We start from the raw sequence: 16,073 nt of genomic DNA on the forward strand, positions 1-16,073 counted from the left end.
CCTCAATGTTCGCGCAGATCCATCAGTTCTGGGCCAGCAGGTCGCCAAGGTACCTTGCCACCGCACGTACGGTGGCGATGTTGCCGGGGTAGTCCATGCGGGTGGGCCCGAGCACACCGAGCCCGCCGATGATGGTGCCGCCCGGGCCGTACCCGGCGCTCACCACCGAGGTCGACCGCAGGTTGTCGATCTCGTTCTCGTCGCCGATGCGCACCCGGGTGGTGCTCGGCTCGACCTCCCCGATCAGCTTGAGCAGGATGACCTCCTCCTCGAGCGCCTCCAGCACGGGCCGGAGGGAACCCTGGAAGTCAAGCACGCCGCCGCGCGTCAGGTTGGCCGTACCGGCCAGCATCAGACGTTCCTCGGAGCGCTCGACCAGTGTCTCGAGCAGCACGGTGGCCAGGCAGGCCATGGTGCCGCGGCGGTCCGGGGCGCAGTCGTCGACCAGCGCCTGCACCAGCGGCGGGGTGTCGGCGAGCCGCTGACCGGCCAGTTTTTCGTTGACGTTGCGCCGCAGCTCGGTGACGTCGTCGGCGGCGACCGGGCCGGGCATTTCGACCAGCCGCTGCTCGACCCGGCCGGTGTCGGCGATCATCACCAGCATGATGCGGGTGGTGGAGATGGGAACAAGTTCCAGATGGCGTACGGAGGAGCGCGCCAGACTCGGATATTGCACCACCGCCACCTGCCGGGTGAGCTGAGCCAGCAACCGCACTGTCCGGTGCACGACATCGTCGAGGTCGACCGGGTTGGCCAGGAACCGCTCGATGGCCCGGCGCTCGGCCGGGCTCAGCGCCTTGACCCGGGAGAGCCGATCGACGAAGAGGCGGTAACCGGCGTCGGTGGGCACCCGGCCGGCACTGGTGTGCGGCTGCCGGATGTAGCCCTCTTCCTCCAGCACCGCCATGTCGTTGCGCACCGTGGCCGAGGAAACGCCCAGCTGGTGCCGCTCGACCAAGGCCTTGGACCCGACCGGCTCCTGGGTGGCGACGTAGTCCTCGACGATCGCGCGGAGCACTTCGAGTTTGCGGTCATCGAGACTCATCTGACCCCTCCCCCGCTCTGCATCGGCCGGCAACGACGAACTGGCACTCCTGATCGGCGAGTGCCAGTCTACGTCGCCGTCCGCCGCGGCGCGATGATCGAGTCCCCGGCGGTTGGTCTCGACTCCGTTGAGCTGCGGTCCTACCGTGTCAGCCATGACTGAACCACCTCGGCCGCCAGGCGACGGGAACCCGTCCGACCCGACGGCGCCGTTGAACCCATATTCGGGTAACGATCCGACGTCCGGATCGGCCCCGCCGCCGCCCGCGTACGGCTCCCCGCAACCGCCCACGTACGGCTCTCCGCAGCCACCCACGTACGGCTCTCCGCAGCCACCCACGTACGGTTCTCCGCCGCCCACCTCCGGTGCCGGTGGCTACGCCCCGCCACCGTCGTCGGGCGCCGGTGGCTACGGTCCTCCCCCGTCGTCGGGCGCCGGTGGCTACGGTCCGCCGCCGTCCTCCGGTGCCGGTGGCTACGGCGCCCCGCCGCCGGACCCGTACGCCCAGCCCGGCGGCTACCAGCAGCCCGGCGGCACCTACGGCCAGCCCGGTTACGGCGCCCCCGGCTACGGCGCGCCCGGCGCCGGTCCCGCCCCGGTCGGCTATGCCAACAACGACGAGAAGACCTGGGCGCTGATCGCGCACTTCGGCGGCATCATCGTCGGCTTCATCGCGCCGCTGGTGGCGATGCTGGCCAAGGGCAACGAGTCGCCGACCGTACGCGCGCACTCGGTCGAGGCCCTGAACTTCCAGATCACCTGGGGCATCGCCACGCTCATCGCGTCGATCCTGGCCGCCTGCACGGTGGGCGTCCTGTTCTTCCTGCCGATGATCACCTGGGTGGTCATCATCGTGTTCTCGATCATCGCGGGCATGAAGGCGAACGAGGGCCAGCTTTACCACTACCCGGCGACGTTCCGGATGGTCAAGTAACGAGGTCCCGGATTACGGCGTCGGCCAGCAGCCGCCCGCGCAGGGTGAGCACCAGCCGGCCGGCGCCGTAGGCCGCGGCGTCGAGGAGGCCGTCCGCCAGGAAGCGAGCGGCGTCGAGCCCGTCCAAGGGCATGCCGTCGCGCAGCCGCACCCGCAGCATGATGTCCTCCATGCGCTGGTCGGCGGCGGTGAGGAGCTCCCGGCCGAACCCGGGAGATTCGCCGTCGGCGAGCTTCCGGGCGTACCCGGAAGGGTGTTTGACGTTCCACCACCGCACCCCGCCGACGTGGCTGTGCGCGCCCGGCCCGACGCCCCACCAGTCGCCGCCGGTCCAGTAGAGCATGTTGTGCGCGCAACGGGCCGCCTCGCCGGCCGCCCAGTTGGACACCTCGTACCACTCCAGACCGGCCGCGCTGAGCCGCTGGTCGGCGGCCAGGTAGCGGTCGGCGGCGACGTCGTCGTCGGGGTAGGGCAGGTCGCCGCGGCGCATCCGGGCGGCCAGGCGGGTGCCGTCCTCGACGATCAGGGCGTACGCGCTCACATGATCGACACCGGCCTGGACCACCGCGTCGAGCGAGCCGTCGAAATCGGCCGCGGTCTCCCCCGGCGTCCCATAGATCAGATCCAGGTTGACGTGCTCGAACCCGGCCTCCCGGGCCTCGGTGGCGGCCCGCGGCGCGCGCCCGGCGGTGTGCCGGCGGTCGAGGACGGCCAGCACATGCGGCGCGGCCGACTGCATGCCCAGCGAGATCCGGGTGAAACCGGCCCGGCGCAGCGCCCGCAGCGACTCGGGCGTGACCGACTCGGGGTTGGCCTCGGTGGTCACCTCCGCACCGGGCGCCAGACCCCAGGTGGCGTCGATCGCGTCCAGCACCCGGGCCAGGTCGCCCGGGTCGAGCAGGGTGGGCGTGCCGCCGCCGACGAAGACCGTGTCGACCCGCTCCGGGCTGATCACCTTGCCGGCCAGCCGGAGCTCGGCCAGCACCGCGTCGAGGTAGCCCTCCTGGCCGGCCTCGTCGGCGGTGTAGGTGTTGAAGTCGCAGTAGCCGCAGCGGCTGGCGCAGAACGGCACGTGGACATAGACCCCGAATCCGTTTTGTCCGGCGCGGGCGGCGGCGTGGTCGGGCAATGAACCGTCGACCGGAACGGGCTCACCCTCGGGCAGCGGACCTGGCATCCGTCAAGTGTGCACTCCCCGCCGATAGGGTCGGCGCATGGAGCTGGTCCACACCTCGACGGCCGCCGGGATCACCACCCTGACCCTGGACAGCCCGGCCAACCGCAACGCGCTGTCCACCGCCCTGATGACCGAGCTGCTCGACGCGCTGGCGACCGCGCTCACCGACGCCTCGGTCCGCGCCGTCGTCCTCACCCACACCGGCTCCGTCTTCTGCGCCGGCGCCGACCTCAAGGAGACGCAGCAGGTCACCTCCGGCACCGGCCGGCTGCCCGCCGAGACGATGTCCGACCTGCTCGCGGCCATCTGGGAGTTCCCCAAGCCGGTCGTCGCGCGGGTCGGTGGTCCCGCTCGAGCCGGCGGGCTCGGCCTGATCGCGGCGGCCGACATCGCGGTGTGTACGCCGGAAGCCACGTTCGCCTTCACCGAGGTGCGGCTCGGGGTGATCCCGGCGGTGATCAGCGCCACCGTGCTGCCCCGGCTGGCCCCGCGCGCCGCCGCCGAGCTCTACCTCACCGGCGATGTCTTCGACGGCGCCCGCGCGGCCGAGATCGGCCTGGTCACCGCGGCGGTGCCGGCCGGGGAACTGGACGCGGCGGTGGCCCGGTACTGCGATTCGCTGGTCCGCGGTGGCCCACTCGCGCTGGCCGGCACCAAGCAGATTCTCCGGCGTACGCCGGCCGGGTCCATCCGCGCCGATCTGGCCGACCTGGCCGCCCGGTCGGCCGGATACTTCAAGTCCGAGGAGGGCCGTGAGGGCGTGGCGGCATACCGGGAGAAGCGCCCGGCGGGCTGGATCCCCCAGTGACCGAAGGCGAGTGCGGTCGTTGACTACGCTTGGCGTCCGTCAGCGAGAGGGGTGAGGGTTGAAGAAGCCGGTCGCGGTGTTGCTGGTGCTTGGCATCGCCGTCGTGGCCGGAGTGATCGCCCTGGTCAACTCCATGTCCGGGTCGATCAACTCGATCAGCCTGCCCAAGATCGGGCCGGCCTGCGTGGTCAGCGCGGGCGACCAGGTCAGCCTCGACTTCGTACAGATGGCCAACGCCGCGACCATCTCCGCGGTCGGGGTCAGCCGCAAGATGCCCGAGCGGGCCATCGCCGTGGCCCTGGCCACGGCCCTGCAGGAATCCAAGCTGGAGAACCTCGAGCACGGCGACCGCGACTCCCTCGGCCTGTTCCAGCAGCGCCCCAGCCAGGGCTGGGGCAAACCGGACCAGCTGCTCGACCCGCGTTACTCGTCGAAGAAGTTCTACGCCGCGCTCAAACGAGTCAAGGGCTGGGAAAAGATGCGGATCACGGACGCCGCCCAGCGGGTGCAGAAATCGGCCTACCCGGAGGCGTACCAGAAGTGGGCGCCGAAGGCCGAGGTGCTGGCCAAGGCCCTGACCGGCAAGGCCACCGGCGCGGTCGCCTGCACCCTGACCGGCCAGCCGGCGATGCGCGGCCAGACCGCGGTCAAGAAGGTCACCGCCGGGTTGCGCGCCGACTGGGGGCGGGGCCTGGGCAAGCCGGTGACCCAGGCGACCGGCCTGACGCTGAAGATCTCGAACACCGACGCCGGCTGGCGGTACGCGCACTGGCTGGTGGCGCACGCCCGCGACACCGGTCTCGAACGGGTACGTTTCGCTAACCTCGAGTGGCATGCGCCAACGGGAAAGTGGCAGCCGGTAACCGGCGACCGCCGGGTCGGTGACACCCGTGTCGTCGCCGAAGTGTTCAGCTGACCGGCGGCATCGACATTGTTGAGCGCCGCCGTGGCAAAATATTCGCATTGCTCTCGGTAATGTCGACCGATATTGCCGCTAATCGCGCTGCGTATACGGCGCGATGGACAGATAGCGACCACGCTGGTACTAGTTATTCGTGCTGAGCGCCCTTGAATGGATCATCCTGGGAGCCGGCAGTGCCGCCGCCATCGCCATCGGGGTCTGCCGCCACCGACCCGCCCGGATCGGCCCGTGGTTCCTGCTGGCCGGGTCCGTCCTCCTGCTCGCCATCGGCGACGCCGCCCTCGCCCTCGACCACGGCCAGCTCGCGGAGGTCTGCTACTACGGCATGTTCGCGCTGGTCGCGTGTGGACTGCTCCAGTTCACCCGCGGCGGCGCGATCCTGGTCGACCGGGCCCGGCTGATCGACCTGCTGGCCTTCTCGTGCGCCGCCCTGCTGGTCGTCTGGGTGTTCGTGATCGGCGGCACCGGCCAGATCGGACAGATCTCGGCCGCCGATGTCATCGGTGACTTGCTTCTCATCGTCGTGTCGGTGCGCCTGCTGATGGCCACCGGCCGCAACGTCGCGGCGATCCTGCTGCTGGTCGGGGCAGTCGGCATGCTCGGCTCGGACATCGCCTGGGGCCTGGCCGAGAACTGGTGGACCGAGTCCGGCTACCGCGTCCTGTACCTGGCCTGGGGCGCGTCCGCGCTGCACCCGTCGATGAGCCGGCTGACCGTGCCGATGCCGACCCGGCCGTCACCGTGGCGCGGCCACTGGGCCGCGCTGCTCGGCATCTCGGTGGCCACGCCACCCGCGGTGCTGATGATCGAGGCGCTGAGCGGCGACGTCACCGACGGCCTCCTGATCGCCATCGCCGGGGCGATCACCCTGACCCTGACGATCACCCGGCTGGCCGACTCGGTCGCCCAGAACAGCCGGGCCCTGCTGCGCGAACGCACCCTGCGCGAGGCCAGCGCGGCGCTGGTGGCGGCGGCCGGCCCGGACGAGGTGGACCGGGCGGTCCGCGCGGCCATCGACGGTCTGATGCCGGCCGCGGCGCTGCACAAGGTCGTCTTCGCCATGGACGACCGCCAGCTCACCATGGAGGCGGTGCCACCGGCCGGCACCGATCCCCGCGGCCGCTCGTGGTGGGTGCAAGACTCCGACAACGACGACGCCACGCTGGTCTGTCCGCTGTGGCTGGAACCGCTCGCGGTGGCCCGGCCCAGCGGCGGCGCGCTGGTCGTGGCCGGTCACCGCGAGGACCTGACCGCGACCCAGGACGCGCTCGAGGTGCTGGCCGGCCAGGCCGCGCTCGCCCTCGACCGGATCACCCTGGTCGAGGCGGTCGGCCGCCGCGACAGCGACCTCTACCTGCGGGCGGTGGTCCGCAACACGGCCGAGCTGATGCTGGTGATCGACGAGGACCAGCGGATCCGGTACGCGAGCCCCGCGCTCCGCGACCTGATCGGCGTGGACGAGCTGCCGCCGCTGGCCACCCTGACCGAGCTGGTCCACCCCGACGACCGCACCCAGGTCCGTCAGGCCCTGCAGGACGACGGCGACGGCGTGCTGTTCTGTTCGCTGCGGCGCCCCGACGAACGCCAGGTCCTGGTCGAGGCCACCTACCGCGACCTGCGCGACGACCGCCTGGTCCAGGGCTACGTGGTGACCATGCGCCACGTGCCGACCGGCCACGAACCCGACGAACGCCTTCCGCACATCGACCACGTCGACGAACTGCCGGCCTGGGTCAACCGCCGCAGCGCCCAGCACAAGTTCCGCTACTGACCCTCGCGCCGCTCTGGCCCCCGCCGGGGGGTGTTCGAGCGCAACCATTTACGCACGTGGAGCGAAGCGACCTCGGCGGGAGCGACGGTCGGCACCACCCACTCCGCTACGACATCCGGCTTTGATCTTCGCCCTATCCGCCGACGCGCACCTCGGCCGCTCCGCCCTCGCCCTCATGTCCCGCGCCCCTGTTACCGCCCGCTTCCTCCACCACGCCCCTGCCGCGCCTCCCGGTGCGTTCGTCCTCCCAGTGGTAGCCCCGCGCGGCATCCGAGCCCGAAATATCGCCCGGCGCTACCAGCTTCCCCGGCCCGCGGGCGACCACGAACGCCAGCAGCAGGCCCATCACCGCGACCCCGGCCCACATCGCGTGCTGCCAGCCCTCGACGAAGGCCTCCTGCGCCGCCCGGACCAGCGCCGGCGACCCGTCGGCGGCGGCCAGGGCGGTGGCGATCCCCTCCCGCGCGGAATCGGCGACCTCCGGCGGCACGGCCCCGAGCCGGGAGCCGATCGCGTCCCGATAGCCGGCCGACACGATCGCACCGAGCAGCGCTACCCCCAGCGCGGTGCCGAGCTCCCTTGTCACGTCGTTGAGGGCGGACGCCACGCCCTGCCGTTCGCGGGGCAGCGCCGAGGTGATCGCCTCAGTCGACGGCGTCATCGACAGGCCCATGCCGAAGCCCATCGCGACCATGCCGGGCAGCACCGACAGATAGCCGCCGTCGACCGACACCAGCACCGCCATCAGGGCCAGCCCCACGCCGCCGAGCGCGATCCCGGCCGCCATCGTCGCGCGGGCGCCGGCCCGGGCGGCCAGCCGCGGCGCGACGCCGGACGCGGCCATCATCAGCAGGGCCATCGGCAGCATGGCCAGCGTGGAGCGCAGGCCCGACCAACCGAGCACGGCCTGGAAGTACGGGAAGAGCACGACAAAGATTCCGGCCTGTACGCCGAACACGGTCAGCAGCGATACCGACCCGCCGGCCAGTCCGCGCTCACCGAAGAGGCGTACATCCAGCAGTGGCGCCCGCCGGTGTAGTTCCCACGCCACGAAACCGGCCGCGCCCAGAAGGCCGGCGATCAGCGCGCCCAGCGCCGGCGCCGAGGTCCAGCCCCGGTCCGGGCCCTCGTGCAGGGCGAAGGTCAGCCCGACCGCGGCGACCACCGAGGTCAGCGACCCGCCCAGGTCGAAGCGGTGCGGTGACTCCTCGCGGGAGTTGGGCACCGAGCGCAGGGTGAGGACCGTCGCCACGAGCACGAGGGCCACCGGGAGTACGAACAGCCACCGCCAGCTGGCCACGTCGACCAGCAGCGCCGACAGGTACATGCCGAGGAGCCCGCCACCCGCGGCGACACCGGTCCACACGCCGATCGCCCGGGACCGCTGCTCGCCCGGGAAGGTCGAGGTGATCACGGCCAGGGTGACCGGCATGATCATCGCGGCGCCGACCCCGCTCAGCAGACGGGCGGCGATCATCACCGGGGACGAGGTGGCCAGGCCGGCCGCCACGCCGGCCAGGCCGAAGACGATCAGACCGGCCAGCAGGACCGGCCTGCGGCCCCAGCGGTCACCGACGGCGCCGAGCGGGAGGAGCAGCGCGGCCAGGGTGATCGTGTAGCTGTTGATGATCCACAGGACGGTGCCCTGGGAGGCGTCGAAGGCCAGGGCGATCTCCTGCTGGGCGACGTTCAGCCCGGAGACCGAGGCGATGACCGCCATCAGGGCGACGCAGACCGCGATCAGGATGGCGCGTAGCCGGCGCGGGTCGAGGGGAGGTGTGCTCATGCCCGAAAGCTATCGACGCCCTTGCGACATCGGCACGCGCTCTTGCGAAAGTCGCAAGAAGTCAGTCGGCGTGCGCTCGCTCGCCGTCCTGGTCGAACATGGTCAGAATCTCCACCGGCCCGGCCGGCGCGCCGATCGAGTGCGGGATCATCGTGGAGAACTCGGCCGCCTCACCCCGCCGGACGGTCATCTGGCGCTCACCCAGGTAGAGCACGGCCGTCCCGTCGAGCACGGTGAACCACTCCCGCCCCGGATGCACGGTCAGATGACCCGGCCCCGAGCGTCGTTCCGGCGTGATCCGCATCTTGGCCACGAACCGTCCGCCGTGCTGGGCCGCGTCCCGGGACAGCACCCAGGTGGTCAGGCCGGGCTCCTGGCGCTCCATCGGCCGGATGATCACGTCGGCGTCGTCGACCGGCTCGACGAGCTGGTCGATGGTGCTGCCCAGCGCCTGCGCGAGGGCGACAAGCTGGTCGAGGTCGATCCGCCGGTGGCCGGTCTCGATCCGGCTCAGCGTCGACGGGCTGAGATGACACCGCGCCGCGAGCGCGTCGAGACTCCAGCCGCGCGCCTGCCGCAACCCCCGAATCCGCTGCCGGACCAGCTCGGACAAATCCACCTGCGACATGCCGGCCATGCTACGACGCCAGCCGCCCCGCCCAGCCGCCCGCGCACCACAACCACCACGACCGCACGCGGCGCCTCCGTCCCCGGTGAGCACGAGCCGACGCGGCTGGGGAAAGCCGAGAGCGCCGGACCCGGGGGAAGGGGTCCGGCGCTCTCGTTTGTGGCAGTGTGGTTCCAAAGGCGTCCGGGGACGCCCGAGATCAGCGGGTCAGGCGACGGCGACGACCGCCGATGCCGGCGACCAGGGCCACACCGATCGCCGCGAGGACGACCTGGAAGGCCAGCTCGGCCCAGTTGATGACGCCGCCCGAGTCGGTGTTGACGCCGAACGCGCGGGCCAGCACGGTGCCCAGCAGCGCGGCGACGACACCGATCAGCATGGTCAGCCAGATCGGGATGTGCTGCTTGCCGGGCACGACCAGGCGGCCCAGCGCGCCGATCACGAGGCCGACGATTAGGGCGACGACGATACCGGTGACAGTCATTGGGGGTCCCTCCTCAGGGGGTGGAGCTATGCGTTGCGTCCGTCGACCCGAGGAGTTCCCGACCGTACGAAAACCCAAACCGCTCGATCAAGAAGTTGTCTCGTACGAGGGGATTTGGAGGGATTTTATTTCTTGTTCGCCCCTTTTGCGTCACCGGAGTCCGACGTGGACAGCGCCGCGATGAACGCCTCCTGAGGGACCTCGACGCGGCCCACCATCTTCATCCGCTTCTTGCCTTCCTTCTGCTTCTCGAGCAGCTTGCGCTTCCGGCTGATGTCACCGCCGTAGCACTTGGCCAGCACGTCCTTGCGGATGGCGCGGATCGTCTCGCGGGCGATGATCCGGCTGCCGATGGCCGCCTGGATCGGCACCTCGAACTGCTGCCGCGGGATCAGTTTCTGCAGCTTGGCGGCGATGGTCGTGCCGTACCCGTACGCCTTGTCCTTGTGCACGATCGCGCTGAACGCGTCGACCGGCTCGCCGTGCAGCAGAATGTCGACCTTGACCAGGTCGGCGACCTGCTCGCCGGACGGCTCGTAGTCGAGCGACGCGTACCCCTTGGTCTTGCTCTTGAGCTGGTCGAAGAAGTCGAAAATGATCTCGGCCAGCGGCAGGGTGTAGCGCAGCTCGACCCGCTCGGTCGAGAGGTATTCCATGCCCAGCAGCTGGCCGCGGCGGCTCTGGCACAGCTCCATGACCGCGCCGACGTAGTCGTTGGGCACCAGGATGGTGGCGCGCACCACCGGCTCGTGGATCTCGGCGATCTTGCCCTCGGGGAACTCGCTCGGGTTGGTGACCGTCGTCTCCTCCAGGTCCTCGGTGACCACCTGGTAGACCACGTTGGGCGCGGTGGAGATCAGGTCGAGGTTGAACTCGCGTTCCAGCCGCTCGCCGATGATCTCGAGGTGGAGCAGGCCGAGGAAGCCGCACCGGAACCCGAAGCCGAGCGCCGTGGACGTCTCGGGCTCGTAGGTGAGCGCGGCGTCGTTGAGTTTCAGCTTGTCGAGGGCGTCACGCAGGGCCGGGTAGTCGGAGCCGTCGATCGGGTAGAGACCGGAGTAGACCATCGGGCGCGGGTCCTTGTAGCCGCCCAGCGCCTCCTTGGCCGGCCGCGCGTTGCCGGTCACGGTGTCGCCGACCCGGGACTGGCGCACGTCCTTCACGCCGGTGATCAGGTAGCCCACCTCGCCGACGCCGAGCGCCCCGGCCTTTTCCATCTCGGGCGAGACGACGCCGATCTCCAACAGCTCATGCACGGCACCGGTGGACATCATCTTGATCTTGTCGCGCGACTCGATGCGGCCGTCGATCACCCGGACGTAGGTGACCACGCCGCGGTACACGTCGTAGACCGAGTCGAAGATCATCGCCCGGGCCGGCGCGTCCTTGTCACCGACCGGCGGCACGAACTGGCGGACGATCTCGTCGAGCAGGTGCTCCACGCCGACGCCGGTCTTGCCGGAGACGCGCAGCACGTCGTCGGGCTCGCAGCCGATCAGCTTGGCCAGCTCCTCGGCGTACTTCTCGGGCTGCGCCGCCGGCAGGTCGATCTTGTTGAGCACCGGGATGATGCGCAGGTCGTTCTCCATCGCGAGGTACAGGTTCGCGAGGGTCTGCGCCTCGATGCCCTGAGCCGCGTCGACCAGCAGCACCGCGCCCTCACAGGCGGCCAGGCTGCGGGACACCTCGTAGGTGAAGTCGACGTGCCCCGGGGTGTCGATCATGTTGAGGACGGCCGTGTCGCCCTTGTTGCCGCCCGCACGGACGACCCACGGCATGCGTACGGCCTGGGACTTGATCGTGATGCCACGCTCACGCTCGATGTCCATGCGGTCGAGGTATTGGGCGCGCATCTGCCGCGGGTCGACCACCCCGGTGATCTGCAGCATGCGGTCGGCCAGCGTGGACTTGCCGTGGTCGATGTGCGCGATGATGCAGAAGTTGCGGATGCGACCAGGGTCGGTCGCCCCGATGATGTTCACGACGGGGTCGGGCAACGTTCGTCCGTTCTCGTAGCTCGCTTGGGGTCTGGCCTCTCCCATCGTCCCACGCCGCGCCGCGTGCTTTTACTCCGGCGGCTGGAGTCGCCCGCCCCAGCCCCCGCTCCGGCCGCGCGAATCGCTCACGCCAGCCCCCGCTCCGGCCGCTCCAATCGCTCACCCGGCCCGTGCTCTCGCCGCCCGAATCGCTTACGTTGGCCCGCGCCCTGGCCGCCCGAATCGCCTGCGCCGGGGCCTACTCCGGCGGCTCCAGGAACAGTGCGGACAGCCGCGGGAGTCGCTTGCCCATCTCGTCCTCGTTGTCGAAATCCCACAGGTCGGCCGGGTCGGGCCGGCCCGCCGCGACATCGGAGGAGGGCAGCTCGTCGCCGGTCGCCCGCTGGTAGGCCGACCGGGCGATGGACAGCACCTCCTCGGCCTCGAAGACCGCCCCGCTCGCCGCCGCCGACCGCACCGCCGGCAGCTCGGCCAGCGAATCCGGCTCGCGCACGGACCGCGCCACCACGTCTCGCCCGTGCGCGATCAGCCAGCCGCGAAAAGAGTCGAAACCCTCCTCGGAGGCGCCGCCATTGATCAGATAGGCCGCCGCCCACAGATCCTCGGTGCCGGAGGCGGCCATGACCTTGTCGAGGTGGCGGCCCCACGCCGCGATCTCGTCGGGCTCACGCCGGCTCAGCTCGTCGACGGCGCGCTCGGCCACCACCGCGGGCGAGCCCGGCCGATCGGCGGTCGCCCGGTCGATGACCGCCCAGAAGTCGTCGGTTCTCATGCCGAGAATCGTGCCATCGGGGTACGACAAGTTCGCTCCAGCCGCGCGGCCCCACGGCGGCCTCGTCACACGCCCGGCTGCCCTCGTCTTCGCGCCCGGCCGCTCTTCACCTTCCCGGATCCCGGCGCGTCCGCCGGCCTGGCCGCCACAGGCCCGGGTGGCGGGACGGCAGGATGGTCGGCATGCGCCCGGTGTCGTTGCCCGAGATCCCGTACTCGGCGACAGCCGTACGCCCGAATTGGGAAGATCTGCCCACCGCCGTGCGCGACGCGATCACCCACCGGCTGGGCGCGCCGGTCGCTTCGGCGACCAGCGCGACCAGCGGTTTCACGACGGCTTTCGCCGGGCTGCTGACGTCGGGGCCGGGCGAGCGCGTGTTCGTCAAGGCCGCACCCTTCGGCAACACCAGTCACGCGTACGCCCGTGAGGCGCACATCACTGCCGCGCTGCCGAGCGGGGTGCGAGCCGCACGACCGCGCTGGACCCTCGAGGTGGCCGGCCACTACGTGCTGTGCCTGGACGCGATCGACGGTCACATCCCGGCGCTGCCCTGGTCGCCGGCCTCGCTCGCGGCGACGCTGACGGCGTGGCGTACTGCGGCCGACGCGCTCAGCCACCCACCCGCCCCGCTGCGCGACCTGCCCCGCCTGACCGACCTGGTCCGCGACGAACTCTCCTGGTGGACCCCCGTCGCCGCCGGCCGCGCGCCCATTCCCGCGCTCCCGCCGTGGGCACTGTCACACCTCGACGAGCTGGCCGGCCTCGAGCAACGCCTCCCGCCCCTGGTCGCGGGCACCGGGGTCACACACGGCGACCTGCGCGTCGACAACGTCATGATCGACCCGACCGGCGACGCGTGGCTGTGCGACTGGACCTGGCCGTGCCTGGGCGCCCCCTGGTTCGACACGGTGACCCTGCTGGTCAGCGCCTGGGCCAGCGGCCTCGACGCGGACACCTTGATCGCCTCGTGGAAGCCCCCGCCCGGCGGCGTCGACGGGACGCTGGCCGCGATGAGCGGCTACTGGCTGACCAGGGCGGCGGGCTCCACCGGTACGGCCGCCGCGACGGCCCGGCAGCACCACGCGTACAGCGGCGTCCAGGCCCTGACCTGGCTGGCCGAGCGCCGGGGCTGGTCCACCCGTTTTGGTGGGGCGAAGGATGGGCTGGTAACGTAGGTTCTCGCGTTGTGGTGACGCGCCGCTGACTGCTGGCGTGTCTACGACGGAAGACATCATCCGCTCGGATTCCTCCGAACCTAGTCAGGACAAGGCTGTCGCGTGGCGAACATCAAGTCCCAGATCAAGCGCAACCGGCAGAACGAGAAGGCTCGGCTGCGCAACAAGTCGGTCAAGTCGTCGCTGAAGACGGTCATCCGCAAGCTCCACGAGGCGAGCGAAGCGGGCGACTCCACGACGGCTCAGACCCTGCTGCGTGACGCTTCGCGCCAGCTCGACAAGGCCGTGAGCAAGGGCGTCATCCACAAGAACCAGGCGGCGAACCGCAAGTCGGCCATCGCCAAGCGCGTCTCGACGCTGTCGGCCTGATCCCGCCCGGCCGCCGTTCTCCTGGCGGCCGACGCCGGCGCATCGGCACCTTCGGGCATCGCCGGGCCTCTCCCGAGAGGTCTCGCGGCGGTGCCCGTTCGCCGTGTCCGGGTCCGGTTCGCCTTGTCCAGGTCACCTGAGCCACCCTCCGGCGGTGCGCGTTCGCCGGCGTTCCGGGTCTCATGAGTCACCCGTGGCGGTGCACGCTCGCCCTCTCCGGTCGCACGACTCACCCGTGGCGGTGCACGCTCGCCCTCTCCGGTCGCACGACTCACCCGTGGCGGTGCACGCTCGCCCTCTCCGGTCGCATGACTCACCCGTGGCGGTGCCCGCTCGCCCTCTCCGGGGTCCCGCGGCGGTGCACGCTCGCCTTTCCCAGGACACTTGGCAGCGGCGCACGCTCGCCCGCGTCCGGGTTGTGCGAGTCGCGGGCCGGTCACCGCCGGAATTACAGTGACCGGCCCTAGGGGCGAGTAAGGACTTCGGAAACAACTCGCGTTCCAACAGGCGCGGGCAACGCGACGCTAGGCCGCTGCGGGTCGCCTTCGTGAGCGCCGAAAGCCAACTTTGAGCAGCCGATAAGCAGTTCTTCAGAAGTCGCGCGGATGCCCAGCCTCGCGGATGCCCAGCCGCGTGCATACCCCAGCCGCGTGCATACCCCAGCCGCGTGCATACCCCAGCCGCGTGCATACCCCAGCCGCATGCATACCCCAGCCGCATGCATGCCCCAGCCGCATGCATGCCCCAGCCGCATGCATGCCCCAGCGCGCGATCACCGACGCCGGGTGCTCGCGACGCGGGTCCTAGCAGGGCGAGGACACTCCGCGAGGCCAACGTCGCGAGGACGGCACGACGCTCACGACCCCTCGCAGCGCAACGGCGCGGCCGAGGCCGTACGGACGCCGCGCGAGGCTGACGACGGCGCAGGACGGACGCGGCGCGCGTGGACGCAGGCGAAGTGTGGGCGTTACTCGTAGCGGCGGGCGGCGGACTGCCGGGCACGCTGGCGGATGGTTTCGGGGTCGTCGGCCCAGACCTGGGCGGCGCCGCCGTTCGGCGACAGCGGCTCCGGGGCGGTCACGATCGGCGAGCCGCCGCCGGGCACGTCGCCCAGACCGTCGCGCTCCCGCTCGCGGCGGATCTCCCCCGACCCCCGCCGTTCCCCGGGCAGGTCCCCAAATCCGCAAGGCTCCAGATCATCGAAGGCGCGACGCCCACCCGGCAGCTCCTCAAAGGCGCGACCCGGCAGGCCCTCGACGGCGTGACCCGGCGACTCCTCGACGGCGTGACCCGGCAACTCCTTCGAGCCGCGACCCTCATCCGGCAGGTCCCCAAAATCGCGAGACCCACCCGGCAGATCCGGAGGGCCGTGACGCTCACTCGGCAGGTCTTCAAAGTCCGGAGACGCACCCGGCAGATCCTGGCCGTCGTGACGCTCACCCAGCAGGTCCCCGAAATCCCGGGACTCGGCTGGCAGATCCTGGAAGCCGCGGTGCTCATCCGGCGACTGCTCGGAGTCGTGTCGCTCACCGGGCGGCTTCCACAGGCTCCAGCCTCCGCCGCGCCCACCCGAGCTTGAACCCAACCGCTGACCAGGCATTTCCCCCGCACGATAGCGGCGGCGACCACCGGAGGCGCCCCCGCCCGGTTCCGCGTGAAACACAGGCTGACCAACCGCCCGCGCCCCATCGGGATTGCTCAGATCAACCGTCCGCGCCCGCCCGAGCGAAAGATCGTCCATCCCGAACTCGGGCCGCCCCAGGTCGAAGTCAGCAGACTCGGAAAGCCCGGAGGCGGACTGCGACAGCCCGGAGGCCAACTCAGCCCGGCCCGCACCGAACTCAGAACCGCCCGCAGCATCACCCGTCCGCCCCAGAACAGCATCCGCCGGCCCCAGAGAGGCGTCCGAGCGGCCTGGACCGGAACCCGGCCGACCCGAAGCGGACCCCGAGGTCGCCACCGCCGGCCGCACCAGCGAACGTCCCCGTTTCGAAGCACCACCGCCCGCAGCGGCCGAAGCCGGCCGGCTGAGAACTCCGGCGATCACGTCGTTCAGCTTGACCATGGCGGCCACCGTGACCGGCAGGATCAGCACTCCCCACCAGCTGACCAGTTCGGCCAGGGCGAGCAGGATGCCCAGCGCCACCGTGCCCTCGAGGAACACGAAGCACAGGAACCCGCTCGGCGCCAGATGACGCAGGCGGA

14 protein-coding genes are annotated in these 16,073 nt (G+C 71.0%); 6 read left to right on the top strand and 8 right to left on the bottom strand.

Features of this window, described 5'->3' with window-relative positions:
- Positions 1–22: 22 nt before the first annotated feature.
- On the bottom strand, positions 23–1,045 hold the full coding sequence (hrcA, locus tag ACGFIO_RS35440; RefSeq protein ID WP_392833405.1) for a heat-inducible transcriptional repressor HrcA: 1,023 nt from the start codon (positions 1,043–1,045) through the stop codon (positions 23–25).
- A gap of 154 nt (positions 1,046–1,199) precedes the next feature.
- Between hrcA and ACGFIO_RS35445 the strand changes: the two genes are divergently transcribed.
- A complete protein-coding gene (locus ACGFIO_RS35445; protein ID WP_392833407.1) occupies positions 1,200–1,979 on the top strand; it encodes a DUF4870 domain-containing protein in 780 nt (259 codons plus the stop codon).
- Here ACGFIO_RS35445 and hemW read toward each other — a convergent pair.
- Positions 1,972–3,156: a radical SAM family heme chaperone HemW gene (gene hemW / locus ACGFIO_RS35450; protein ID WP_392833410.1), complete on the bottom strand. Its 1,185-nt coding sequence runs from the start codon at positions 3,154–3,156 to the stop codon at positions 1,972–1,974. The two genes, ACGFIO_RS35445 and hemW, sit on opposite strands and share 8 nt — an antisense overlap.
- A 37-nt stretch (positions 3,157–3,193) precedes the next feature.
- On the opposite strand from hemW, the gene ACGFIO_RS35455 reads away from it, so the two are divergent.
- The 3 genes from ACGFIO_RS35455 (at position 3,194) to ACGFIO_RS35465 (ending at position 6,657) form a co-directional block, all read left to right on the top strand.
- On the top strand, positions 3,194–3,964 hold the full coding sequence (locus ACGFIO_RS35455; RefSeq protein ID WP_392833412.1) for an enoyl-CoA hydratase-related protein: 771 nt from the start codon (positions 3,194–3,196) through the stop codon (positions 3,962–3,964).
- A gap of 133 nt (positions 3,965–4,097) precedes the next feature.
- Positions 4,098–4,880 carry a hypothetical protein gene (locus ACGFIO_RS35460; protein WP_392833547.1) on the top strand — a complete coding sequence of 261 codons (783 nt, stop codon included), beginning with the start codon at positions 4,098–4,100 and terminating at the stop codon, positions 4,878–4,880.
- A 139-nt stretch (positions 4,881–5,019) separates the two neighbouring features.
- Complete coding sequence (locus ACGFIO_RS35465; protein ID WP_392833414.1) at positions 5,020–6,657, top strand: PAS domain-containing protein; 1,638 nt, start codon at positions 5,020–5,022, stop codon at positions 6,655–6,657.
- A gap of 133 nt (positions 6,658–6,790) precedes the next feature.
- Here the strand turns inward: ACGFIO_RS35465 and ACGFIO_RS35470 are convergent, their stop codons facing one another.
- The 5 genes from ACGFIO_RS35470 to ACGFIO_RS35490 all read right to left on the bottom strand — a co-directional run bounded on the left by ACGFIO_RS35470 (position 6,791) and on the right by ACGFIO_RS35490 (position 12,324).
- On the bottom strand, positions 6,791–8,443 hold the full coding sequence (locus tag ACGFIO_RS35470; RefSeq protein ID WP_392833416.1) for an MFS transporter: 1,653 nt from the start codon (positions 8,441–8,443) through the stop codon (positions 6,791–6,793).
- A gap of 61 nt (positions 8,444–8,504) precedes the next feature.
- Entirely contained in the window at positions 8,505–9,071 is a 567-nt protein-coding gene (locus tag ACGFIO_RS35475) for a helix-turn-helix domain-containing protein (RefSeq protein ID WP_392833418.1), read from the bottom strand.
- Positions 9,072–9,270: 199 nt separating this feature from the next.
- Positions 9,271–9,555 (bottom strand): GlsB/YeaQ/YmgE family stress response membrane protein, encoded by a 285-nt coding sequence (locus tag ACGFIO_RS35480; protein ID WP_392833420.1) that lies wholly within the window; start codon positions 9,553–9,555, stop codon positions 9,271–9,273.
- Between the two features lie 125 nt (positions 9,556–9,680).
- The gene (gene lepA, locus ACGFIO_RS35485; protein ID WP_392833423.1) at positions 9,681–11,552 is read right to left on the bottom strand and encodes a translation elongation factor 4; all 1,872 of its coding nucleotides are present in this window, start codon (positions 11,550–11,552) and stop codon (positions 9,681–9,683) included.
- A 238-nt stretch (positions 11,553–11,790) separates the two neighbouring features.
- Positions 11,791–12,324, bottom strand: coding sequence for a DUF4240 domain-containing protein (locus tag ACGFIO_RS35490; RefSeq protein WP_392833426.1), 534 nt, complete (start codon positions 12,322–12,324; stop codon positions 11,791–11,793).
- A gap of 182 nt (positions 12,325–12,506) precedes the next feature.
- Here ACGFIO_RS35490 and ACGFIO_RS35495 point away from each other — a divergent pair, with 182 nt between their 5' ends.
- Together ACGFIO_RS35495 and rpsT are read left to right on the top strand one after the other, a co-directional pair.
- Complete coding sequence (locus ACGFIO_RS35495) at positions 12,507–13,499, top strand: phosphotransferase family protein (RefSeq protein WP_392833429.1); 993 nt, start codon at positions 12,507–12,509, stop codon at positions 13,497–13,499.
- Positions 13,500–13,601: 102 nt separating this feature from the next.
- Entirely contained in the window at positions 13,602–13,868 is a 267-nt protein-coding gene (rpsT, locus tag ACGFIO_RS35500; RefSeq protein WP_392833432.1) for a 30S ribosomal protein S20, read from the top strand.
- A gap of 967 nt (positions 13,869–14,835) precedes the next feature.
- Here the strand turns inward: rpsT and ACGFIO_RS35505 are convergent.
- Positions 14,836–16,032, bottom strand: coding sequence for a hypothetical protein (locus tag ACGFIO_RS35505; protein WP_392833435.1), 1,197 nt, complete (start codon positions 16,030–16,032; stop codon positions 14,836–14,838).
- Between the last annotated feature and the right edge of the window lie 41 nt (positions 16,033–16,073).

It is taken from the genome of Actinoplanes sp. NPDC049265, from assembly GCF_043197135.1.
GTDB lineage: Bacteria > Actinomycetota > Actinomycetes > Mycobacteriales > Micromonosporaceae > Actinoplanes.